General features: G+C 69.1%; 21 protein-coding genes, 5 pseudogenes and 1 riboswitch. Of the genes and pseudogenes, 17 read left to right on the top strand and 9 right to left on the bottom strand.

The window, feature by feature from the left end; translation table 11 throughout:
* Positions 1 to 2: 2 nt before the first annotated feature.
* Positions 3 to 443, bottom strand: a complete 441-nt coding sequence (locus tag ABT147_RS27805) for a DUF6153 family protein (protein WP_351410946.1) — start codon at positions 441 to 443, stop codon at positions 3 to 5.
* 190 nt (positions 444 to 633) lie between these two features.
* Here ABT147_RS27805 and ABT147_RS27800 point away from each other — a divergent pair, with 190 nt between their 5' ends.
* From ABT147_RS27800 to ABT147_RS27785, 4 genes are all read left to right on the top strand, one after another.
* Positions 634 to 1002, top strand: coding sequence for a BlaI/MecI/CopY family transcriptional regulator (locus ABT147_RS27800; RefSeq protein WP_351410944.1), 369 nt, complete (start codon positions 634 to 636; stop codon positions 1000 to 1002).
* Positions 999 to 1910, top strand: a complete 912-nt coding sequence (locus tag ABT147_RS27795; RefSeq protein ID WP_351410942.1) for a M56 family metallopeptidase — start codon at positions 999 to 1001, stop codon at positions 1908 to 1910. Before ABT147_RS27800 ends, ABT147_RS27795 begins: the two co-directional genes overlap by 4 nt.
* 159 nt (positions 1911 to 2069) lie before the next feature.
* Positions 2070 to 3095, top strand: a complete 1026-nt coding sequence (locus tag ABT147_RS27790; protein ID WP_351410940.1) for a C40 family peptidase — start codon at positions 2070 to 2072, stop codon at positions 3093 to 3095.
* Between the two features lie 31 nt (positions 3096 to 3126).
* Positions 3127 to 3996 (top strand): F510_1955 family glycosylhydrolase, encoded by an 870-nt coding sequence (locus ABT147_RS27785; protein ID WP_351410937.1) that lies wholly within the window; start codon positions 3127 to 3129, stop codon positions 3994 to 3996.
* A gap of 21 nt (positions 3997 to 4017) precedes the next feature.
* Here ABT147_RS27785 and ABT147_RS27780 read toward each other — a convergent pair whose 3' ends face one another.
* A complete protein-coding gene (locus ABT147_RS27780; RefSeq protein ID WP_351410935.1) occupies positions 4018 to 4821 on the bottom strand; it encodes an AraC family transcriptional regulator in 804 nt (267 codons plus the stop codon).
* A gap of 165 nt (positions 4822 to 4986) precedes the next feature.
* On the opposite strand from ABT147_RS27780, the gene ABT147_RS27775 reads away from it, so the two are divergent.
* From ABT147_RS27775 to ABT147_RS27760, 4 genes and pseudogenes are all read left to right on the top strand, one after another.
* Positions 4987 to 6444: an MFS transporter gene (locus ABT147_RS27775; protein WP_351410933.1), complete on the top strand. Its 1458-nt coding sequence runs from the start codon at positions 4987 to 4989 to the stop codon at positions 6442 to 6444.
* Positions 6445 to 6743: 299 nt separating this feature from the next.
* Positions 6744 to 7326: pseudogene (locus tag ABT147_RS27770) on the top strand (sensor histidine kinase); the annotation flags it as partial.
* A gap of 30 nt (positions 7327 to 7356) precedes the next feature.
* On the top strand, positions 7357 to 7785 hold the full coding sequence (locus ABT147_RS27765; RefSeq protein ID WP_351410931.1) for a hypothetical protein: 429 nt from the start codon (positions 7357 to 7359) through the stop codon (positions 7783 to 7785).
* A gap of 204 nt (positions 7786 to 7989) precedes the next feature.
* A complete protein-coding gene (locus ABT147_RS27760) occupies positions 7990 to 8727 on the top strand; it encodes a hypothetical protein (protein ID WP_351410929.1) in 738 nt (245 codons plus the stop codon).
* Between the two features lie 95 nt (positions 8728 to 8822).
* Here the strand turns inward: ABT147_RS27760 and ABT147_RS27755 are convergent, their stop codons facing one another.
* From ABT147_RS27755 to ABT147_RS27745, 3 genes are all read right to left on the bottom strand, one after another.
* Positions 8823 to 10451, bottom strand: coding sequence for a multicopper oxidase family protein (locus ABT147_RS27755; protein ID WP_351410927.1), 1629 nt, complete (start codon positions 10449 to 10451; stop codon positions 8823 to 8825).
* A gap of 76 nt (positions 10452 to 10527) precedes the next feature.
* A complete protein-coding gene (locus ABT147_RS27750; RefSeq protein ID WP_351410925.1) occupies positions 10528 to 10959 on the bottom strand; it encodes a DUF6153 family protein in 432 nt (143 codons plus the stop codon).
* Between the two features lie 247 nt (positions 10960 to 11206).
* On the bottom strand, positions 11207 to 11497 hold the full coding sequence (locus ABT147_RS27745; RefSeq protein ID WP_502983174.1) for a hypothetical protein: 291 nt from the start codon (positions 11495 to 11497) through the stop codon (positions 11207 to 11209).
* A 367-nt stretch (positions 11498 to 11864) separates the two neighbouring features.
* Between ABT147_RS27745 and ABT147_RS27740 the strand changes: the two genes are divergently transcribed.
* A complete protein-coding gene (locus ABT147_RS27740; protein WP_351410922.1) occupies positions 11865 to 12725 on the top strand; it encodes a DUF5134 domain-containing protein in 861 nt (286 codons plus the stop codon).
* A gap of 743 nt (positions 12726 to 13468) precedes the next feature.
* On the opposite strand, the gene ABT147_RS27735 is transcribed toward ABT147_RS27740, so the two are convergent.
* Entirely contained in the window at positions 13469 to 13738 is a 270-nt protein-coding gene (locus ABT147_RS27735; protein WP_351410920.1) for a CbtA family protein, read from the bottom strand.
* Between the two features lie 43 nt (positions 13739 to 13781).
* Positions 13782 to 13935, bottom strand: a riboswitch (cobalamin riboswitch).
* 152 nt (positions 13936 to 14087) lie between these two features.
* Here ABT147_RS27735 and ABT147_RS27730 point away from each other — a divergent pair.
* Both ABT147_RS27730 and ABT147_RS27725 read left to right on the top strand, forming a co-directional pair.
* Positions 14088 to 14381 carry a heavy-metal-associated domain-containing protein gene (locus tag ABT147_RS27730; RefSeq protein ID WP_351410918.1) on the top strand — a complete coding sequence of 98 codons (294 nt, stop codon included), beginning with the start codon at positions 14088 to 14090 and terminating at the stop codon, positions 14379 to 14381.
* 113 nt (positions 14382 to 14494) lie between these two features.
* Entirely contained in the window at positions 14495 to 16813 is a 2319-nt protein-coding gene (locus ABT147_RS27725; RefSeq protein ID WP_351410916.1) for a heavy metal translocating P-type ATPase, read from the top strand.
* An 80-nt stretch (positions 16814 to 16893) separates the two neighbouring features.
* On the opposite strand, the gene ABT147_RS27720 is transcribed toward ABT147_RS27725, so the two are convergent.
* The gene (locus tag ABT147_RS27720; RefSeq protein ID WP_351410914.1) at positions 16894 to 17211 is read right to left on the bottom strand and encodes a metal-sensitive transcriptional regulator; all 318 of its coding nucleotides are present in this window, start codon (positions 17209 to 17211) and stop codon (positions 16894 to 16896) included.
* An 843-nt stretch (positions 17212 to 18054) separates the two neighbouring features.
* Between ABT147_RS27720 and ABT147_RS27715 the strand changes: the two genes are divergently transcribed.
* Both ABT147_RS27715 and ABT147_RS27710 read left to right on the top strand, forming a co-directional pair.
* Positions 18055 to 18582, top strand: a complete 528-nt coding sequence (locus ABT147_RS27715) for a DUF4396 domain-containing protein (protein ID WP_351410911.1) — start codon at positions 18055 to 18057, stop codon at positions 18580 to 18582.
* A 305-nt stretch (positions 18583 to 18887) separates the two neighbouring features.
* Positions 18888 to 19392 (top strand): annotated as a pseudogene (locus tag ABT147_RS27710) (NADH-quinone oxidoreductase subunit H); the annotation flags it as partial.
* On the opposite strand, the gene ABT147_RS27705 reads toward ABT147_RS27710, so the two are convergent.
* Positions 19382 to 19519, bottom strand: coding sequence for a hypothetical protein (locus tag ABT147_RS27705; RefSeq protein ID WP_351411115.1), 138 nt, complete (start codon positions 19517 to 19519; stop codon positions 19382 to 19384). The pseudogene ABT147_RS27710 and the gene ABT147_RS27705 sit on opposite strands and share 11 nt — an antisense overlap.
* Positions 19520 to 19680: 161 nt before the next feature.
* On the opposite strand from ABT147_RS27705, the gene ABT147_RS47390 reads away from it, so the two are divergent.
* Both ABT147_RS47390 and ABT147_RS27695 read left to right on the top strand, forming a co-directional pair.
* Complete coding sequence (locus ABT147_RS47390; RefSeq protein ID WP_502983173.1) at positions 19681 to 19866, top strand: hypothetical protein; 186 nt, start codon at positions 19681 to 19683, stop codon at positions 19864 to 19866.
* Positions 19853 to 20170: pseudogene (locus ABT147_RS27695) on the top strand (NADH-quinone oxidoreductase subunit NuoK); the annotation flags it as partial. The gene ABT147_RS47390 and the pseudogene ABT147_RS27695, both read left to right, overlap by 14 nt.
* Positions 20171 to 20432: 262 nt before the next feature.
* On the opposite strand, the pseudogene ABT147_RS27690 reads toward ABT147_RS27695, so the two are convergent.
* A pseudogene (locus ABT147_RS27690) lies at positions 20433 to 20664 on the bottom strand (LacI family transcriptional regulator); the annotation flags it as partial.
* 38 nt (positions 20665 to 20702) lie between these two features.
* Between ABT147_RS27690 and ABT147_RS27685 the strand changes: the two are divergent.
* Positions 20703 to 21104 (top strand): annotated as a pseudogene (locus ABT147_RS27685) (GNAT family N-acetyltransferase); the annotation flags it as partial.
* 139 nt (positions 21105 to 21243) lie between these two features.
* Positions 21244 to 21371, top strand: a 128-nt coding sequence (locus ABT147_RS27680) for a transposase (protein ID WP_351411112.1), incomplete at its 3' end; no start/stop codon positions are given.

Genomic DNA, 21371 nt, shown 5'->3' with positions numbered 1-21371 from the left:
TTCTAGATCCGCAGGAGTTGAAGTTCGGCGAGCGAAGGCGGCGCCCGGCCACCATCCGGTCCACTGCCACCCGAAGAAGTGCGGGTGAGCGGCATTCCAGCGCGAGCCACTACGTCGGGCAGCAGCGCGGGCACCACACCGGGAGCCCCAGCCACCGAAGCGGAGGCGCAGGTCGGATCCGCGTGCTTCGCGTGACCCTGGCAGCCGCCCTCCGCGTGATCACAGGCGCCAGGCGCAGCGGCCGTCACGGCGTCCATGTCCATGCCCGCGGCCGCCACCGTACGGTCATGCCCGTGGGCAGCCTCCGGCACCGGTCCGAGACCGTGCATTCCGAGCAGGCCCAGCAGCAGAGCACCCACGAGCAGCCCACAGGACCGCAACACCGATTGCGGTCGAGCAAACTGTACGAGGCGCTTCACAGCGTCATCGTAGGCACAGGCCATTGTTCCCTTGCGTCTCGGCACCACCCGGGCGGGGTCGGAGACATGATACCTACCCGGGGTATGCGCCCACCCGGAAGAGCAACCAAAGCGGCCGGGCAGGTGTGAGCATCCGCCGCCGCCCAGAGGACCGAGGGGCCCCCAGCCGTCTACTATGGCCCTGCGTATTCAGTGGCGAAAGGAAGTCAGGGCCATGCGACGGCTGGGGGATCTCGAAGCGGAGATCATGGACCGCTTCTGGACGTGGAACCGTCCGGCCACGGTGCGTGAGGTCGTCGACGACATCAACAAGACCCGGCCTCTCGCGTATACGACGGTGATGACTGTCACCAACATCCTGTACAACAAGGGCTGGTTGCTGCGGGGCAAGCAGGGCCGCGCCTGGCTGTACTCCCCCGTACGCAGCCGCGAGGCCTACGCCGCCGCACTCATGGAGGACGGCTTGGGCGAGAGCAAGGACCGCCCGGCCGCACTGGTCCACTTCGTCGAGAACATGACCGAGGAAGAGCAAGCCGCCCTGCGCAAGGCCCTGCGGAACGCCGGACGACAGGCGAAGACATGAACTCGGCTCCGGTCCTGGTCGGCTACACGGCGGCGGTGGGCTTCGTCGCCCCACCCCTGATGCTGCGCGCCGGCTGGCCGCACCGGGCGCCCGCCCTGGCCGTGGCGGTCTGGCACGCACTGGCGGTGTCCTTCTCGATCGGGGTCGCACTGTCCGCGTACAACCTGGTCATGCCGACCGAGCACCTGCACGCGGGACTTGTGGGGCTGCTGCACTCCTGCGGGCTCGATATGGGATCAGGCGAAGCCGACCCCGACACGGTGGGCCGACTGGCCGTCGGCGTGCCCGCAGCCATCGCGATCGCCCTGGCGGCGGCCTTCGTCTTCCACGTGACGCGGGCCCGTCGGGCGCGCACGGAGCACCGCGAGACCCTCGATCTGGTGGGCCGCCACTCGGCAGGACTGAGCGCCACCGTCCTGCCGTACGACATCCCCGCCGCATACTGCCTGCCCGGCCGCCATCCCCGCATCGTGATCAGTGACGCGGCAATACGCGAGTTGACTCCGGAGCAGCTCGGCGCCGTCCTCGAGCACGAGCAGGCCCACATCACACTCCGCCACCACCTGGTCCTGGCCGCCGCGGAGGCCTTCCACTCGGTGTTCCGACGGCTCCCCCTGGCACGTCATGCCCGAGAACAGACGGCACTGCTGCTGGAGATGGTCGCGGACGACCGTGCCCTGCGCCGCCACTCCCACGAGGTGCTGGCCACCGCGATGTACGAGATGGCCGCGGCCCGCGCCCCCAAGGGCACGCTCGCCGCGGGAGGCCACACCGTCCTCATCCGCTTGAAGCGGGTCCTCGGTCCGCGCGAGGCGCCCCACCCGGCACTGTGGGGCTCCGTGGCCGCCGCGGCTGTGGCTGTTCCGCTGCTGCCGCTGCTCCTCACCTGCCCTCCTGGGCTCGGCTGACCGGTTCTGTGAGACGGAAGTGGCAGGGGCTCGCTTGCGGTACGAACTACTAAGCTACTAAGTTCTAAAGCGCCTGACCGGTCGGCGCCCTGGGCGCCGGTACGACGGCCGCCAGCCCGTCGCCCTGGTACACAGACCGCGCAGAGGAGTCACACCACGATGGCAATGCACCGTCGGCCGAAGCCGCCCAGCCGTGCCCGGATCGCCACCCTCGGCATGGCCGCCGGTGCCGTCAGCCTCCTGCCGACGCAGAGCCAGGCGGCTCCCAAGCCGACGGTGGACGAGGTCCGCAAGCAGGTCGAGAGGCTCTACGAGGAGGCCGAGGCTCCCACCGAGGAGTACAACGCCATCAGCGAGAAGCAGGAGAAGCTGCAGCGCGAGGTGGACGGTGTACAGGACCGTATCGCCCTCAAGCAGCAGGAGGTCAACGAACTGCGGGAGAAAACAGGCCCGCTGGCGGCCGAGCAGTACCGCAACGGTGGCATCGACCCGAGCGTGCAGCTCTTCTTGTCCGGCGACCCCGACGACTACCTCGACCGTGCCCAGATGCTCGACCGTACGAACGGACGACAAGCCGAGGCCCTCCGGTCAATGCAGACCAAGCAGCGAGAGCTCACCCAGGAACGCGAGGCCGCCCAGACGCGCCTGAAGAACCTGGAGGAGACCCGTGCCAAGGCCGGCGAGAAGAAGGACGAGGTCCAGGAGAAGCTCGCCAAGGCCCGCAAGCTCCTGAACAGCCTGACGGCCGCCCAGCGCGCCAAGATGGAAGCCGACCAGGAGCGCGAGGACGTCGCCGCGGGCGCCAGTGACTCCGCCGCCACGTACGACGGCCCGGCCGGCAGGCGTGCCAAAGCCGCGCTCGACTTCGCGTACGCACAGCTCGGCAAGCCCTATGAGTGGGGCTCCACAGGCCCCAACTCCTTCGACTGCTCGGGCCTGACCGGCGCTTCCTGGCGGGCGGCGGGCGTCTCACTGCCGCGTACCGTCAAGCAGCAGTACGACGCCGGCCGCAAGGTGGCCAGGTCGGACCTTCAGCCCGGCGACATCATCTACTGGTACAACGACAACCAGCACAACGGCATGTACGTCGGCAACGGCAAGGCCATCCACGCCCCGCGCACCGGCAAGAACATCGAGATCGTCCCGCTGGACTCCATGCCGTTCTTCGCCGCCAGCAGGCCCTGAGCCCAACCTCTGTACCACTCGAGGAACTCCCGTGACCGCACGCCCCGCCGTCCGTCCCCTGCTCGCCGTCGCGGGCACGTCCGTCGCCGCTCTGGTCCTCGCCGCCTGCGGAGGCAGCTCTGCGGAGACGGGAAACGAAGCGAGTACCTCGCAGTCTTCGGAGGCCCTGTCCCACGTGCACGGCCTGGGCGTCGATCCCGCTGACGGACGCGTGTACGTCGCCACCCACAACGGCCTCTACACCGTCGCCAAGGGACAGAGACCGAAACTCGTCGGCGACAGCAAAGACGACTTCATGGGCTTCACCGTGACCGGCGAGAAGACCTTCATCGCCAGCGGACACGGCGCCCCGGGCAGCGACCGCCCCGGCAACGTCGGGCTGATCGAGAGCAAGGACACGGGCCGCACGTGGACGTCCCGGTCACTGTCGGGAGAGGCCGACTTCCACTCCCTGGACTCGGCCAAGGGCACCGTCTACGGATACGAGGGAGGACGGATCCGGGTCAGCGGCGATCTGAAGAGCTGGGACGACCGGGCGACGCTGGAGGCCCTCGACCTCGCGGTGAGTCCTGCCGGGGACAAGCTGTTGGCCACCACTGCGGAGGGTGTTGCCACCAGCACCGACGGCGGCCGTACCTTCGGCAAGGGTGCCGGGCCGGTGCAAGCGTTTGTGTCCTGGCCTGCGGAGAAGTCCCTCTTCGGCATCAGCACCTCAGGGAAGCTGAGCAGCAGCACGGACAGCGGCAAGTCGTGGAAGGAGCTCACGGCCGTGCCCGGCGGGCAGCCCCAGGCACTTACCGCGGTGAACGCCGACCACATCCTCGCGGCGACGATGACGGGCGTGTACGAGTCGCGTGACGGCGGCAGGACCTTCTCCGAGCTGGCGCCGCTGGCTTCTTGACCCACCTTCGCAAGCGCAGGGTCATCCGTCCGAGCCGGGGCTCTGCTCGGACGCCCCGAACATGGCGTCGCCGTTGAGATAGCGACTCGGGGAAGTGCCGACGGTTCGCCGGAACGCCGCCAGGAAGGCGCTCGCTGTCGCGTACCCCACGGTGTGTGCGACGCGGGAGACGGGCTGGCCTTCGGCGAGGAGAGACAGTGCGGCACGCAGCCGCACATGAGTGCGCCATCGGTCGAAGTTCATGCCGGTGTCGTGGACGAACAACCGTGTCAGGGTGCGTCGGCTCACTCCGACGGCCCGTGCGTGGGCGTCGAGGCGACGCGGGTCCGCGGGGTCGGCGAGCAGTGTGTCGGCCACGGCACGCAGTCGGTCGTCGACGGGATACGGGACGTCGATGGGTGTGGTGGGCAGCGGGCGCAGCAGGTCCAGCACGACCGCCTCGGCCCGCAGTCGCGCGTCGTCGGCGAGGTCCTCACGGGCAAGGTAGGCGATCAGGTGGGCCAGCAGCCCGTCTACGCCGACCGGTGTGGGCTCGGCCCAGTCCAGCCCGCAGCGATCCGGTTCGAGGTAGAGGCTGCAAAGGACCGCGTCGCGGGTCGCACCGGTCCGGTGGACGACGCCCGCGGGCAACCACAACGCCCGTGTGGGCGGCAGGATCCAGTAGGCGTCGCCGACGGCGACACCGAGCACACCACGTCGAGTCCAGGCCAACTGGTGCTGCGGATGACTGTGCGGGTCGAACCACTGCCCCGACGACAGCGGGAAGCTCCCAACGACAATCGCCCCTACCCCCGTTGGGGCCGCACACGCGACAGCCTCATCCATGCGACCAAGCGTATGTCCTCAACGCGATACGACCTGACCTCGTAGCGCATCGCGGCCAAAGGGGGCCGGTACATAGCCTCGTCTTATGCCGATCACTCATCAGCGCCACGGGCGCCGCCATCGCCGTACGAACGCGCCGGGCACGTCCACGACGGGATGCCCGGCATGACCTCGGCACGGGTCCCGGCCTCAGGCTCCAACCGCCGTCTCCCCGCGCTGATCGTCCTGTGCTTCGTGCAGTTCATGCTCGTCCTGGACGACACCGTGGTGAGCGTCGCGCTCCCCAGCATCCGGGACGAACTCGGCTTCAGCACCGCAGGTCTGGCCTGGGTCGTCAACGCCTATTTCCTCGCCTTCGGGGGACTGCTCCTGCTGTTCGGCCGCGCGGCCGATCTGCTGGGCCGCCGACGTGTCTTCCTGGCCGGTGTCGCGCTGTTCGGTGTGGCGAGCCTGGCCTGCGGGCTCGCACAGGAACCCTGGCAACTCGTGGCTGGACGATTCGTCCAGGGTGCTGGCGCGGCCATGGCCAGCCCCGCCGCGCTGGCACTGATCACACTCCTGTTCCCCAGCCCTGAGGAGCGCGCCAAGGCGCTCGGCGTCTGGGGCGGCATCGCGGGTCTGGGCGGCACGCTGGGCCTGGTGATCTCCGGCGCGCTGACGGGTCTCGCGTCCTGGCGCTGGATCTTCCTCATCAACCTGCCAGTGGCCCTTTTCGCCCTCGCACTGCTCCCCCGCCTGGTCGCCGAGAGCCGCGCCCGCCGTCCGGCACGCATCGACGTACCCGGTGCGGTGCTTGGCACCGGCGCCCTCGTATCCCTGGTCTACGGCCTGCTCCAGACCGGGGAGTCGGGCTGGGGTCACGCGGCCTCCGTCGTCCCCTTGGCCCTCGCCGTCGTGCTGGCGGTCTCGTTCCTCGCGGTCGAGACACGTATCGCCGAGCCCCTCGTGCCGTTGGGCTTCCTATCCTCGCGGATCCGCGCCGTCGCCAACAGTTCGACTTTGCTGTTCTCAGCCGCCTTCTATGCGATGGCCTTCCTGCTGATGCTGCATCTGCAGACCGTTCTGCACTACGGTCCGCTCACGGCCGGCGTCGCCTATCTGCCGTACGGCGGCGGCATCCTCGCCGGCATGTGGCTCTCCTCCCGTGCGATGCTCAGGCTCGGAGTACGACTGATGCTCGTCACGGGGTTCCTGACCAGCTCAGCCGGACTGCTCCTGCTGTCCGGCGTGGCAGCGGGCGACGGCTACGCGTCCGGAGTGCTGCCGGGCATGCTCGTCACGAGCCTCGGATGCGGACTGAGCCTGCCCGCCCTGACGATGGCCGCGCTCACCGGCACCACGGGGGAGAACGCCGGCCTCGGCTCAGCGGTCCTGAGCTCGGTGCAACAAGTCGGCGGCGCCGTGGGGTTGGCGGCGCTGGTGAGCTTGGCGGCGCGTCGCGGGAACGACCTGGCCGACTCCGCCACCGCGCAGCGCGCCGCGACGGAGGGCTTCTCGTTGGCGCTCACCGTCGCCGCGGCCCTCCTAGTGCTCGGCGCCGGTCTCGTGGCCACTTTGCTCGGAAAGGAGCAGCACGCGGGACACACGGTCGAGGCTCGCGAAACCCCGGCAGAACGGGGATAGCGGTCGTGTTCGCTCAATCCGGGGATCGCGGCTCGGTGATCGAAGCGGCATCTGCCTGGCCTCGCCCACTACTTCGTCGTCTTCCTCGTACCACCTCGGGAGACGGTCAGACCGGCTGCTTGGTCGCCTCGGGCCGCAGGCCGCTTCGGGGCTCGCGGCTCGTGCTGCTTGTGCCATCCGTAACGGGTCAGGCCCCTCGGCCTGTACACCGACAGGACGACCGCCATGAGCAGTACCAGCAGGGCAACTGCTGCATCGGCCAGCAACTGGATCCTCATCCCGACGAGATCGCGGTTTGACAGGTTCGTCTCGGCCGCGGCATCGGCGACGTGGCCGGCCACCTGCATGTGCACCACGCGCTCCAGGTGGGAAGCCGGGACCCGGAGACGAAGGAGGCCGCGTCCACCATCCGGCGGCTGAGCGTGCAGACACTGGAGGAGCTGCGGCACATGGTCAGCGTCCTGCGCGCCTCGGGCAGCCGCCCCACCGAGCTGACTCCCCAGCCGTCCCTGGCCGATCTCCGCCGCCTGGTCGACTCCAGCGGCATCGAGGCCGAGCTGTGGACGGACCTGCCCGACGACCCTCCGCCGGCCGTCCAGCGCGCCGTCTACCGCACTGTTCAGGAGGCCCTGACCAACGTACGCAAGCACGCCCCCGGCGCCACCGCGACCATCCACGTCCACCACGCCGAAGACACCGTCCAGGCCGCCATCACCAACACGGCCCCCACCCGGCCCGCTCTCCCCCCTGCCCTGCGCCCACCACGGCCTCGTCGGCCTGCGCCAACGGGCCGAACTCCTCGGCGGCACGATCACCTCCGGCCCCACGGCCGACGGCGGATACGAACTCCGCCTGGAACTCCCGGCCCAGAGTGCGCACTGACCTGTATCCCGGACTGGCTATGATCGCGGCGTGCTCACGGAACGGACCACCGCAGCCCCGAAGCGAGCCCGCGCGCGGGCTCTGTGGCTGCCCCGTCTGCTGTGGCTCGCGATGCTGCTGGTCAGCCTGCTGTTCACCCACGGCCTCCACGGAGAGAGTGCCGCCGGGCATCTTGAGGCAGGCATCACGACGTCGCTGAGTGCCGACGAACCGGAGTCCTCCGCCGAACCCGATCACGGCGAGCACGAGAACGGCCAGCACGAGGACGACGAGTCCGCGAGCTCCGCGCACAACTGCGCGCCGAGCCAGCCGAGTGGCCCGTTCGACGTGCCTCCACCCAGCACATCACCGCTCGAAGTGACCGAACCCTGCCGTCTGTTGCCTCGCTCCGGCTCGTATGCCGTCAACGCGGGCCCGGACACCGTGTCACTTCGCGCGTCATCCGTACTGCGCATTTAGGCGAACCGGACACATCCCCCTGCCGGGCCGCTGCCCACTCCTGCCTGTTCCCGTTCCATGAAGGGCTTCGTGCGCCCTGAGTCGGCAGGCCAGCGACGACCCGCGCCCTTCGGCCTGAGCCTGGCACCAAGCGTCTCAGCCATGCCTGGCCACGCCTGCCCTCCCTGTTTCTCCCGCGACTTCGAGCCGCTGAAAGGCCCCGCCTTGTCTCTCGTCACCGACCGCCCCACGCCCTCAGCACCCCAGCAACCGCGCCCCGGTGGTGGCCGAGCGGCCGCCCGCCGCGCTCGCGGACGGCGGCGCGCCCGCAGGCCGGCCCCGCTCGCGGGCCGCTACATCGGATACGTGCTGTACTTCGTCGGCGCGGGCCTCATCAGCGGCGCCGTGGTGCACCACCCGCTGGACCCGGCCCGGTACACGAAGATCGCCGTCGTCGGCGTCCTGGTCTTCCTGGCCGCGACGGTGGTGAACGAGTTCCTGCTCGCCGCCGACCGGCCCACGCTGCGTCGCTCGGTCCTCGTCATCGTGGCTTCCCTGATGCTCTCGTTCGGCATCGGCATGCTCAGCGGCGGCCTGCAGCACTTCGAGGACTTCCCGGACCGGGGCGCCGTCCTGGTCCCCTTGGGGACAACTGTCTCCTTCATCGCCTTCGTACTGAAGGACGCGGAGTCCTCCTGGCGCCGCATCTTCGGCCCCATGGGCCTCGCGGTACTCCTCACAGCCGCCGTCAGCTTCTTCGGCCTGCGCGCGGTGGCGGACGGACTGGGCGAGCCTTCCGGTGAGAGCGGGCACAGCCACGGTGACGCCACGGAGGAGGAATCCGACGAGCACAGCACCGAGAAGGAGTCCTCCGCTCCCGCCTCCGAGTCCTCCCCCGCACCGCAATCCAGTGCGACCACCGAGGCCGAACCCGGTCACGCGGAGGACGGCCACGGCCACTGACCGCCTAATGCGGAAAGGCCGCTGCCGTACCGGGCGTTCCCGGTACGGCAGCGGCGGCCGCGCCCCCGTGGGCCCTGGCCGGAGTCAGCGGAGTGTCAGGCCTTGTAGGCCACGTTCGCCATCATCCCGGCCTCGCCGTGGTAGGCGTTGTGGCAGTGCAGCATCCACTGGCCCGGGTTGTCGGCGTCGAAGAAGACGGACAGCTTCTTCTTCGGCAGCACGATCGAGGTGTCCTTGCGCGGGCCGGCCGCTCCGAGCTGGTACGTGTGGCCGTGCAGGTGCATCGGGTGCCACATGTCGGTGTCGTTGACGAAGTCGAGCCGTACTCGCTGGCCCTCCTCGATGACGATCGGGTTCGCCTCGGGGTCGTTCATGTCGAACGGCGTGCCGTTGATGGCCCAGTCGTACTTCTCCATGCCACCGGTCAGCTTGATCTCGTGTGTGACGTCGGTCTTGGCGGACTTCAGGCGAACGCCATCGGCCGCCCGCAGCTGAGAAGCCGTCATGATCATGCCGTCGAGTTCCTTCGGGCGGACAGTCGCTTTCGGCGCGCTCCCCGAGCCGGTGCGCACCAGAGCCAGGCCGTTCGCGTTCTTACCCTCGGCCACGGCCACGAGTGGAAAGACCCCGTCGCCCAGGGTGACCAGGACGTCGTAACGCTCACCCATGCCGACCAGCAAAGCATCCACTTCCTGGTGCTCGACAGGGAAGCCGTCGGTGTGGGTGATGGTCAGCTTGTGGCCGCCGAGGGCCACCCGGTACGCGGTGTCCCCGCCCGCGTTGATGATGCGCAGCCGCACCTTCTTGCCGGGCTTGCCGGTGTAGACGTCCGGGTCGGTGGCCACCCGGCCGTTGATCAGGTGGTGCGGGTAGTTCACGTCACCGGCGTCACCGCCGAGCAGGTCGCTCTCGGCGCCCATCAACATGAACTTCATCGACCCGCCGCCGGACGAGGCGGAAGCCGATGGGGACGCGGATTCCCCCATGTCCATGTTCATGTTCATGTTCATGCTCCCCATGTCATGGCCCTCCATGCCGTCGGAGCCCGAGCTGCCGCTGTCCCCTGTGTGCATGCCGCCCATGCCCTGCCTGACTTCGGCGAAGACCTCGTCGGGGGTACCGGTGACGCCGTCGACCCAGTCGTCGAGGAGGACGACCCACTCGTCGTCGTACGCGAGGGCCTCCTTGGGGTCCTCGACGATCAGCGGCGCGTACAGGCCTCGGTCGAGCTGGACGCCGACGTGCGGGTGGAAGAAATAGGTGCCGGGGGCGTCGGCGACGAACTTGTAGGTGAAGGCCGAGCCGGCCCGGACGGCGGTCTGGGTCGCGGGCGGCACGCCGTCCATGTCGTTGCGCAGGGCGATGCCGTGCCAGTGGATCGACGTGGCCGTCTTGTCCGGGAGCTGGTTCGACAGCTCGGCGACCAGGGTGTCACCGACGGAGAGGCGCACCTCCTTGCCCGGGGTGCGTCCGTCGAAGGCCCACGTCCTGGGCATGACGCCACCGCCCAGGTCGATCCTCGCGGACGCGGCGGTCAGGGTGAGCTTCTGCTCGCGTCCCGTGCTCTTGCGCTTCTTCTCCTTGGCGGCGACTGCCGAGGCGGAAGGGTTGACCAAGGTGTTGCCGCTGCCGGTGCCACTCGCGTCGGTGCAGGCAGCGAGTGCTCCTGCGCCTGCGACTCCCAGCCCGGCGAGCAGGATGGAGCGACGGTCGATGCTGTTCATTGCGTTGTGTCCTCTGATTCGAAACTGCCGACGTGGTCGCGGAGGGAACGGCACATCGCGCGCCGTCCGGCGCGGCCTATATGCGCAGTTGCGAGAGGACAGACAGATCGGGCGGGGCTCGGCCGACCGCGGCGCCAGGCGCGTGTTCGGTCAGGGCTTGACGCGGGTTCGCCAGTGGATCGAACGCGACCGAGGCGGGTACGGCGAGTTGTACGGAGGAGACGCTCCCCGTGGCGCAGTGCTGCGTCCCGGGAGTGAAGCACCCTCCGTTGACGTCGGCGCTGTGCGAGGAGTGGCCCGAGACCGCCGGCGCCGTCTCCTCCGGCATCACATGAGCGGCATGGGCCGTCCGGGGCATCAGGCCATGGGCTGCGCTCGGCATCGACGTGACGCTCATTGCGGTCGTCTCGTGGTGAACGAGCACGGCCAGCGTGACGCACCAGGTCAGAAGCACCCCGTAGGCCCAGCGGGCGGCTATGCCGCCGCTGTCAGCTGACCGAATAGCCATGCCCTCCACCTGTGCCGTGCTCACCGAATCAGCATCATACCCCCAGGGGGTACCCTAATGCCTGGTCGACAGCCGTGGTTACGGAGGGGTGGCCGTGGGCAATACCGGCACTTGCGCGCCGCTTCCTGTTGCACCGCCCACGGCCACCCGCCCGAAGGGTTCGATGATGCTACGAAATCCATTAGTAGCACCAGGAGCAAGTCTGGCACACCCAACAACCCGTGAACCAGCGGGATACCTCACGTCATCACCGGTCGTGGACCAGCGCCCGCGCCACACCCGCCCCCCCCGGCCCGAGGAACTGGGGGTCCGGCTCGAACGCCGCATCCTGGGACGCCTTGCCCGCGGCGAACAGTTCGCGGGTGGCGCCGTAGCACCAGACCGCGTCGTGGTGGTCGACCGCGCTGAGCCCGTACGAGTGGACGCCCGGCTCTTGGCACAGGGCGACCGCCCGCACCAGCCGCCGCTGCCCTGTGCGGGTACGCGGCAGTAGCCGCGGCCTACGGACGACGCTCAGGCTCGGGCGCGACAGACGCACGACGTTGATCCCCCCTGTTCGCTGGCTGCCGCGACCAGCGGCGCGGCTTGCGTTTCTCCGCCGCAGGTCGTCTCCACGGCTTCCAGCGGTCTGACGAACGACGGACGTCGCGCATGGCGTCCCAGCATGGTGTCCCACTCGCACTCATAGCGTGACCGACATCACTTAGCAATGCTGAAGTCGCAGTTCCGCGTCGCCGCGCCGCGAAATCCCACTGGCACCCTGAACGCTCTCCAACCCCGGGACGTACTAAGGGCACTAGCAGTTGGCAGCCCAAGAGACGCCCACGAGTGCTCTGTGCGGCGAGGCTGCGTCGGCAGCGCAGTCCGGCCGTGTTCGGACGATCGGGAAGGTGAAGATGGGAACCATGGCTCTCAGTTGGGCCATCGCGCTGGTCTCCGCCCTGGTGGCCGCCGTCAGCGCGGTCCGCCTGGTGACCACCAGCGGCGTGACCCGGCTCGCGGCCGGAGGCGACCTGTTGATGGGGCTGTGCATGGCCGCGATGGCCTTGCCCGCGACCGTCGCCTGGTATGCGGACTACGGCATGTGGTGGTCAGGGGCATTCGCCCTCCTCGGGCTCGGAGGCGTCGCGATGGCGGCCAGGCACGCGCGCGAAGGCGGATGGAAGCACGGTCGGCACTGGGTCCACCTCATCGTCGGTAGTGCCGGCATGGTGATCATGACGCTCGCAATGACAAGCACCTCGTCCGGACCGGTGCTCGCCCTGGGCGGCGGGCACTCGATGGCGCACATGCCGGGCATGGAGAACACGGCGAACGCGACGCACACGCATGAGATGGCCGGCATGGAGTCCATGGAGGGTATGGGGTCCACGCATGGGGCGGACACGCACGGCATGACGCACACCGCAGCCGATGCCACCGCCTCCGCCGGGTCCACTTCGGTGTGGCGGTTCCTGGTCGTGGCCCTCGCCGTGTACTTCCTGCTGTCGGTCGGCGCGTCCGTGTGGGCCAAGGTCCGGGGCACCGGCCGGGGCAGCCGGGGTTCGAGCTCACGCAGTTTGGGCCGCTGGCTGCTGGCCATGCCGGACACGGTGTTGGTCTTCCTGGCCTCGCTGACGATCTCGGCGTGGGAGAGGGCACGGACAGCACAGCGAACGGGCCACGGGCGGCGCCGCAAACTCGGGGCCGCGCCCGACGCTGCGCTGGCGGCCCACATCGGCATGGGCGGGACCATGTCCGCGATGTTGCTGATGATGGCCGTGTGAGGCCTCCTGGCCACTGCATCGCCGCCGCCGTGCCGCCCCACTGGCTCTTGGGGCAATCGCCGCCCTGCTGTTCGCGACCGCCTGCGCCAACGGGGACGACGACTCCTCTCCGACCTCGCCCAGCCCCGCCATCTCGTCAGCGCCTCCTTCATCAAGTCCGCAGGCGCGCTCCGCATCACGATGGAGGACTTCGCGTTCAGCCCGGCTGGTCCGGAAGTGCGGCCGGGCGAGAACGTCGCCGTGGTGAACAAGGACTCCGCCGTGCACTCCTCACAGCCACGGACGGCGATGCCTTCGACACCGGGAACATCGCCGGTGGGGAATCCGGGACCTTCACCGCCCCCTCCGAGGCCGGCGAGTACGGCTTCGTCTGCACCCTCCATCCGGAGATGAAAGGCACCCTGATCGTCCGTTGAGCCATCAAGGACTCGGTCGACGCGGACATCTCGCGGGTGCGACGACCGAGGTCATCCCACCTGGGCGTCAGGCGACAGGCGCGGCCGCCGTACGCACGCTCGCCGTCGTCCGGGCATGGGCCGCCCCCACCCCGAGCAACCCGAAGCCACGGCCGGCCCGCCCCAGAGCAGACCCATGGAGGCGGCCGAGAGCACCCTGAAGTCCCACACGAGCGCGGCTGGGGCGGTCACCGCGTCAGGGCTGTCCGGCAGGGCGAACAGCGACGCCAGCGCGGCCAGCACGATGGCCGTCACAGCCAGCTGGCACAGCGGCGCGGGACGACCGTGCTACTCCAGCCACCGATGGACGCGCCAGGCCAGGGCGACGGCGATCACTCCGATCGCCATGGCGGCGAGCCACGCGTTCACCCGGGTGTCGAGCGTCCCCGGATCGCCCGCCCCCGGCGGGTTGGCCGGATAGCGGACGAGTAGGTGCCGGCCGTCATGGGCGAACTCGTGAATGTAGTTGGCCGATGTCGCGATCTTGCCCAGCATCGGTGACAGCAGCGCGCCCTGGTCCAAGAACACCGCGTCCAACGCGACCAGTGCCAGGCTCACGGCCGCGGCGGCGATCAGGCCGTCTCGCAGCGGGTGGACGACCAGTTCAGGAGGACGACGGGTCAGCGTCCGACTCCCGGGGCACCCCCGGTCACAGTGGCGGGACCGCCCCGAATTCTCACCGGGTTCCTGCTCACCGTCGCTTCGATGTGAAGTTGTTCGCCGCACGTCGCGACACCTACTAAGCACATTAGCGGTAGACGGATCGCACCGACCAGACCGAGCGGGCAGCGCCACACTGGGGAGAATACCCCTAGGGGGTATAGTGTTGGCGTCCGTGGGAGAGGACGGGGAACAACGCCTCTCCCGCGCAGGACGACTCACGCATCCACACCCTGAGGAAGTAGCCATGACCACTGAGACGAACTCCAGCTCCGGCTCTTGCTGCGGATCCTGCGGCTCCGGTGACACGGTCGATGTCCAGGGCGTCGGCGTCACCACCAGCTACAAGGTGACCGGCATGACCTGCGGCCACTGCGAGGGCGCGGTCTCCCAGGAGATCTCCGCGCTCGCCGGCGTCACCGCGGTCAACGCTGTCGCCGACACCGGCGAGGTGACCGTCACTTCCGCCGCCCCACTCGACGAGGAGGCCGTCCGCGCCGCCGTCGACGAGGCCGGGTACGAGCTCGTCGGCCGCGCCTGACGCTCCCTTCGAGGCCGCCCAAGGCCCCGGACAGCGAATTCCTCCCGCGCCGGGACGTACCGCTCCGCTGATACGGACGCCGTACGTCCCGGCCTCCCCCTGGAGATAAGCCCATGACCAGCACGGCTCCCGAGAAGACACTCACCGGCACGGCGCCCGCGCCCGCCGCCGAGGTCGAGCTCTCCATCGGCGGCATGACCTGTGCCTCGTGCGCCGCCCGCATCGAGAAGAAGCTCAACCGTATGGACGGCGTCACCGCTACCGTCAACTACGCCACCGAGAAGGCGAAGGTCTCGTTCCCGGCGGGCGTCGAGGTCGCCGACCTGATCGCCACCGTCGAGAAGACCGGCTACACCGCCGAGGAGCCACCCCCGCCCGCTTCCGCCATCACCGAAGAGCGCGAGGGAGAGACCGCTCCGGCGGCGGACGGTGAACTGCTGACCCTGCGGCAGCGCCTGTACATCTCGCTGGTGCTCACCGTGCCTGTCGTTCTGATGGCGATGGTTCCGGCTCTGCAGTTCGACAACTGGCAGTGGCTGTCTCTGACCCTGGCGGCTCCCGTCGTCGTCTGGGGCGCCTTCCCCTTCCACCGGGCCGCCTGGACGAACGCCCGGCACGGCGCCGCCACCATGGACACGCTGGTGTCGATCGGCACACTCGCCGCGCTCGGCTGGTCGGTGTGGGCGCTGTTCTGGGGACACGCCGGGATGCCGGGCATGCGCCACGGCTTCGAGTTCACCATCTCCCGCGGGGACGGCTCCTCCTCCATCTACCTGGAGGCCGCGGCCGGAGTGACCACGTTCATCCTCGCCGGGCGGTATCTGGAGGCTCGCGCCAAGAGGAAGTCGGGTGCGGCGCTGCGGGCGCTCATGGAGCTGGGCGCCAAGGACGTCGCGGTGCTGCGCGGGGGCCAGGAAGTACGCATCCCCGTTGGCCAGTTGGCTGTCGGTGACCGCTTCGTCGTACGGCCCGGAGAGAAGATCGCCACCGACGGCACCGTCGTCGAGGGCGCTTCCGCAGTGGACGCCTCCATGCTGACCGGCGAGTCGGTGCCGGTGGACGTGACCGTAGGGGACGCCGTCACCGGCGCCACCGTCAACGCCGGAGGCCGGCTCGTCGTCGAGGCGACCCGCATCGGCACGCACACCCAGCTCGCACGGATGGCGAAGCTCGTCGAGGACGCGCAGAACGGCAAGGCCGAGGTGCAGCGGCTCGCCGACCGGATCTCCGGGATCTTCGTACCGGTCGTCATCTTCATCGCGGTCGCCACGTTCGGAGTCTGGCTCGGAGCCACCGGCGACACCGTGTCCGCCTTCACCGCCGCCATCGCCGTCCTGATCATCGCCTGCCCCTGCGCCCTGGGCCTGGCCACGCCGACCGCCCTGATGGTCGGCACCGGGCGCGGCGCCCAGCTCGGCATCCTCATCAAGGGCCCCGAGGTCCTGGAGTCCACCCGCCGCGTCGACACGGTCGTCCTGGACAAGACGGGCACGGTCACCACCGGCCGGATGACCCTCCAGGACGTGTTCACCGCACCGGGCGTGGACGAGGGCGAACTGCTGCGGCTGGCAGGCGCGTTGGAGCACGCTTCCGAGCACCCGATCGCCCAGGCCATCGCAGCCGGGGCGGCCGAGCGAGCCGGAAGTCTGCCGGTCCCGGAGAACTTCGAGAACGTCGCCGGCCTCGGCGTGCAGGGCGTCGTCGACGGACACGCGGTGCTCGTCGGCCGCGAGAAGCTGCTCAAGATGGGGGTCCCCCCACTCGAGCGAAGCCGAGAGTGGGGGAGGGTCATCGAGCTGCCCCAGGAGCTTGCCGAGGCCAAGGCCGCCGCAGAGGCAGAAGGACGTACGGCGATCGCCGTAGCCTGGGACGGCAAGGCACGCGGCGTCCTCACCGTCGCCGACGCGATCAAGGACACCAGCGCCGAGGCAGTGGCCGAGCTGCGCTGTCTGGGCCTGACGCCCGTCCTGCTGACCGGCGACAACCAACTCGTCGCCGAGTCCGTCGCCAAGGCCGTCGGCATCGACGAGGTGATTGCCGAGGTCCTGCCCCAGGACAAGGTCGACGTCGTCAAGCGGCTGCAGAGCGAGGGGCGTACGGTCGCGATGGTCGGCGACGGCGTCAACGACGCGGCCGCCCTCGCCACCGCCGACCTCGGCCTGGCCATGGGCACCGGCACGGACGCGGCGATCGAGGCAGGCGACCTGACTCTCGTACGCGGTGACCTGCGGGTGGCCGCCGACGCCATCCGGCTCTCCCGCAGGACCCTGACCACCATCAAGGGCAACCTGTTCTGGGCATTCGGCTACAACGTCGCGGCCCTGCCGCTCGCCGCCTTCGGCATGCTCAACCCGATGATCGCGGGCGCCGCGATGGCGTTCTCGTCGGTGTTCGTGGTGACCAACAGCCTGCGGCTGCGGTCCTTCAAGTAGATATGACAAGACGCCCACTGGCGAGGCGCGCGGCCTTTCCGGTCGCGCGCCTCGCCGTGCGGAAACCGCTCGGGCCGGACTCAGGTGCGCATGAGCCGGGCGATGGCCTGCGTAGCCTCGGCGACCTTGTCCTGGGCTTCGTCTCCTCCGGCCGCGATGGCGTCGTGCACGCAGTGCCCCAGGTGGTCCTCCAACAGCTGCATCGCCACAGCTTGGAGGGCCTTGGTGGTGGCCGCGACCTGGGTGAGCACGTCGATGCAGTACGTGTCCTCCTGCACCAGACGCTGCAGGCCACGCACTTGACCCTCGACACGGCGGAGCCGCTTGAGGACGGCGTCTTTGTTGTCGTGGTACCCGGGCGCCGCCTGCTCGGCCTCGACTTGCTCCAGCTGCTTCATACCCTTCAAGGGTATTACCTGGCGACGGCAGGAGGGGGTGGATGCACGTTCGCGATTCAGATCCTGCACCAGGAGGATCGCCTCAGGTTCTCCTCAGCCGTCTGCGCCGTCTGCGCGGTCCGCGGGAGGGTCTTGTCGGTGATCACGACGTAGGACCTCTTGTGGTGCGTCCCATGCGGGAAAACGCTGTGGATCGTAGAGGGCGCCGAGGTAGCCGCCGATCCAGTCGCAGGCGGGGCCGAGCCACCAGTGGGGGCGACGTCTCCGGACAGAGGGGTGACCGTCCGCAGGCCGCCGGCATCGTCATAGAGGCCCAGGGCCGCTCGCCCGGCAGGTAGCTGTGCGACCCCTTTGACGACCACGCCCTCAATTCCGGCCGCGCTCCAGGCAGAGTCCAGCCCGTCCTGCACCTTGGCACGGTCGGCTTTCTTCTGACGCTGGCTGGGCGGAAGCCAGGAAGCGGGGCTGAAAGTGGGTGCCGATCAGGTCGCTGCAGCGGCGACGGAAGGTGGCGTGCGGAATGCCGGACCAGGCGCTCGACGGCGGTGACGGCGGCCCGGTCTAGGACGGTGCCCATGGCGGCCTTGACGGTATCGGCGCCGGGCAACGGCGCTTCACTGCGCGGGTTTTCGGGTGTGGCGGGCGAGGACGGAGGCCGTATCGCGGCCTTGTTCCACGGATCGGTGACGGATACGTGGGCGAGGCGGTAACGGTCGGCCAAGGCCCGCCAGGTTGACGAGATTAGGCAGCGTCACCTCCTTGGCGGTATACCCCCCTGGGGTATAGCCTCCTAGACTGTGGCTCGAGGAGGGCCACGAGGGACAGGAATGGGGATGAAGACTCATGGAGCACAACGAGCACCACACGAGCACCGCACACGACAACGCCGCTCACAAAGGCCACGACGACCACTCGGTGACCCACCAGGGTCACACGGGAACGTCCTGGGCCATGGCTGCGAAGGCGACGCTGCACTGCCTGACTGGGTGCGCCATCGGCGAGATCCTCGGCATGGTCATCGGCACCGCCCTCCTGTGGGGCAACGTGCCGACCATGGTCCTCGCGATCACGCTCGCGTTCCTGTTCGGGTACTCGTTCACGCTCTTCGCCGTACGCCGGGCCGGCCTGGCCTTCAAGGCCGCGATCAAGGTGGCGCTGGCCGCCGACACCGTCTCGATCGCCGTGATGGAGCTGGTCGACAACGGGATCATCGCCCTCACCCCCGGAGCCATGGACGCCCACCTCTCCGACGGACTGTTCTGGGCGGCCCTCTTGGGCGGCTTTGCGGTCGCCTTCCTGATCACCACGCCCGTCAACAAGTGGATGATCGGCCGCGGCAGGGGCCACGCCGTCGTCCACGCCTACCACTGACCACCGAACCGATCAGCGCGCGTAGGGCTCCGGGAGCACCGGGGTGCCTGCGCGCGTTTGCTTCGCCGCATCATGGCCGTCCGGCTGAGAGCGGCCACGGGTCGACGCCTCCGCGTCCGGTTGCCGCTTCTTGCCGCTTCGCGTGGTGACGAGGAACTGCCTGGGGTCTGCGACCAGGCCAACCCCATCGCCTTCCAGCCGCCGGGCCGGAGGGACGGGCGTTAGATCTACTTCACAGCACGACGAATGCACCGACGACCTCCTGACCTGCGCTGACGCGCGTGGCTCCGAACTCCGCCAGCCCCGAACTGCCGCACATGCTCGCGATCACCACGGCCGCGCTCGGCGCGGAGTCGCTGCGTGTGGGCGACGTCGTCGATGCCCAGGCCGGCTTGTGGTTCGCGGTGTGGATGCCGGTGGCTTTCGGGATCTATCTGCTCAGCGCCATGGCGGTGGTGGCTTTCTGGGGGCCGTTCGACCACCCCGCCGGGCGCGACGTGGCCGGGAGCATGGCCGCTGAGTTGTCCGGCGGAATCGTGTGCTGTTCCTCGGTGTGGCCGTTGGCTGCCGCTGGTCGTCGCCGCCGCCTTCAGCGTGCCGCTCTTCCTCGGCGGCGGGCACGGGCCGTGGCTCCCCGACTGGGTGTGGACCGTGCCCAAGACCGCAGCCGTGCTGGCGTTCCTCGTCCGGGTTCGGCGCAGGGTCCCGACCGTGCGGATGGAGCGCTATGTGGAGCCGGCCTGGGTCGTGCCGACTCCGCTGGCCATCGCGCAGGCGCTGGTGGTCGCCGTGGTGGTGCTCAATCGGTGAAGTCCATGAAGCCCATGAAGTCCATGACGAGAGCGAGGTGTCGTACGTGAACGGATGTCGCGGTCTTCTGGGTACTGGCCGTCCTGACGGTCGTCAGCGGCTCCATGGTGTTCCGCTTCGACTCCATGGCCCGTGCGACGTTCTCCCTACTGACCTCGCTGTTGTGCGTCGGCGGGCTCGTCGTGCTGCGGCGGCCGTCGTCTGCAGTCTTGTCTTCGTGCTCCTGCCGGCGGGATCCTGTTCGCACCCTGGCCCGTGCGCAAGGGAAGGCCCTCGGACGATCCCACCATGGACCTCGGTATGTCGCTCATGGGCCCGCAGATGCTGACCATGATGACGCTGGGCATGGCACTGTTCGCGACCATCGTGGCCACCGTCGTACTGGCCACCCGCCGGCGACGCTACGACCGCCTCGGCGACGACCTACGAGCACGGCGCGCGGACGACCCCGTACGAGGCGGTGTCGGCCGGTGACACTGGAACTGTTCTGCTGTTGGCCGCCACGCTCTTCTCCATCGGGCTCTTCGGCGCACTCACCCAGACCCAGCAGTCCATCGTGATGCTGATGATGGGCCTCGAACTGATGCTGGGCGGCGTCATCCTCGCCGCCGCGACCGCCTGGCAGTACATCGCACCTGCGACCGCCGAGGGACAGGTGCTGATCGTCCTCGCGGTCACGGCCATGGCCCTGGAGACGGCAATCGGATTCGCCGTGGTCACCGCCCTGTTCCGCTCGCGGGAGATCGACATGACCGACATGGCGGCGGAGTTGAAGAAACGCCGCCGGGGCGTACCTGCTGCTGCGGACCGAACCGCTGCTGGACACCTCCGGCTGGGGCGACGATGTGGTCGCGTGGACGGGCGCCGCCACCGCGCTCTTCTCCTTCGACGGCCGACTCTCAGCAGCCCGCCAGTAACCCAACCACCCTGGTCACACCGTTCTTTGACAGACCCGCCGACGGATTTCAGGCGCACCACACCAGGCCGTGTTTTAGGTCGGGGTTCCGGTCCAAGCCTCGTACGGTGATGATCGCAGTGCGGGGCGTAAGTCCCTTCGCCACCGGGACTCCAGCATGCCTCTGCTCGGCCTTGGGCTCCCCCGCCCCGTGCGGGCACGCCGGGCCACGGGTCCGCGAGCGCGGGAACAGGCCGGGACTCCTGCGGCGCCTTCTTCGGGTACCTACCGGAGGCTGCGGACGTGAACAGCCGCGTGGCGAACTCGTTCCGTCGCCAGTGAGCAGCCTGGTCGACAGCACGCCACCGGAAATAACCGGTGGGAGTGCCACACACCGTTGGTTAATCTCACGCAGATGGAGATCCGAACGTTCGAGGAGGCTGATTGGCCGCAGGTCTGGCCGATCGTCGAGCAGATCATCCGCAAAGGGGACACCTTCTGCTACGACCCGCTACAAACTGAGATGCAGGCGCACGACTTGTGGGTGGTGCCGCCGCCAGGGCACGTCGTAGTGGCCGTGGAGGACCAGCGCGTACTCGGCACCTCCAACATGTACGCCAACCGGCCAGGTCCGGGTTCGCACATCGCCAGCGGAAACTTCATGGTCGCGCCAGAAGCTCGCGGTCGGGGTGTCGGCCAGGCATTGGGCGAGTATCTGCTGGACTGGGCGCGAAGCAGCGGATTCGCCGGCGTGCAGTTCAACGCTGTCGCGGCCTCCAACGCACCGGCAGTCAGGCTGTATGAGCGTCTCGGGTTCGCCATGATCGGTACCGTTCCCGGCGCGTTCCGGCATCCAACGCTGGGTCCGGTCGGCCTGCATGTCATGTACCACAACCTGGGCTCGTGTCCCTCCCCTCGTAGCGTGAAGACCGTGACTGCAGGGGAAGTTGGGAGTCATGGCGGAGAAGCGACGGAAGTTCGACCCGGATTTCCGCGAGGGGGCTGTGCGGATCGTCACGGAGACCGGCAAGACGATCGCCGAGGTCGCCGAGGACCTGGGGATCAACGAGACCACCCTGGCGAG

Source organism: Streptomyces sp. NPDC001868 (assembly GCF_040297125.1).
Lineage (GTDB): Bacteria > Actinomycetota > Actinomycetes > Streptomycetales > Streptomycetaceae > Streptomyces.
This window is presented reverse-complemented; position numbering and strand designations above follow the sequence as displayed.

Bases quoted from the DNA above. Each gene is read 5' to 3' on its own strand.
- ABT147_RS27805 (WP_351410946.1), bottom strand. From the start codon at position 443: ATGGCCTGTGCCTACGATGACGCTGTGAAGCGCCTCGTACAGTTTGCT.
- ABT147_RS27800 (WP_351410944.1), top strand. From the start codon at position 634: ATGCGACGGCTGGGGGATCTCGAAGCGGAGATCATGGACCGCTTCTGG.
- ABT147_RS27795 (WP_351410942.1), top strand. From the start codon at position 999: ATGAACTCGGCTCCGGTCCTGGTCGGCTACACGGCGGCGGTGGGCTTC.
- ABT147_RS27790 (WP_351410940.1), top strand. From the start codon at position 2,070: ATGGCAATGCACCGTCGGCCGAAGCCGCCCAGCCGTGCCCGGATCGCC.
- ABT147_RS27780 (WP_351410935.1), bottom strand. From the start codon at position 4,821: ATGGATGAGGCTGTCGCGTGTGCGGCCCCAACGGGGGTAGGGGCGATT.
- ABT147_RS27775 (WP_351410933.1), top strand. From the start codon at position 4,987: ATGACCTCGGCACGGGTCCCGGCCTCAGGCTCCAACCGCCGTCTCCCC.
- ABT147_RS27755 (WP_351410927.1), bottom strand. From the start codon at position 10,451: ATGAACAGCATCGACCGTCGCTCCATCCTGCTCGCCGGGCTGGGAGTC.
- ABT147_RS27750 (WP_351410925.1), bottom strand. From the start codon at position 10,959: ATGGCTATTCGGTCAGCTGACAGCGGCGGCATAGCCGCCCGCTGGGCC.
- ABT147_RS27740 (WP_351410922.1), top strand. From the start codon at position 11,865: ATGGCTCTCAGTTGGGCCATCGCGCTGGTCTCCGCCCTGGTGGCCGCC.
- ABT147_RS27730 (WP_351410918.1), top strand. From the start codon at position 14,088: ATGACCACTGAGACGAACTCCAGCTCCGGCTCTTGCTGCGGATCCTGC.
- ABT147_RS27725 (WP_351410916.1), top strand. From the start codon at position 14,495: ATGACCAGCACGGCTCCCGAGAAGACACTCACCGGCACGGCGCCCGCG.
- ABT147_RS27720 (WP_351410914.1), bottom strand. From the start codon at position 17,211: ATGAAGCAGCTGGAGCAAGTCGAGGCCGAGCAGGCGGCGCCCGGGTAC.
- ABT147_RS27715 (WP_351410911.1), top strand. From the start codon at position 18,055: ATGGAGCACAACGAGCACCACACGAGCACCGCACACGACAACGCCGCT.
- ABT147_RS27705 (WP_351411115.1), bottom strand. From the start codon at position 19,519: ATGGAGTCGAAGCGGAACACCATGGAGCCGCTGACGACCGTCAGGACG.
- ABT147_RS47390 (WP_502983173.1), top strand. From the start codon at position 19,681: ATGGACCTCGGTATGTCGCTCATGGGCCCGCAGATGCTGACCATGATG.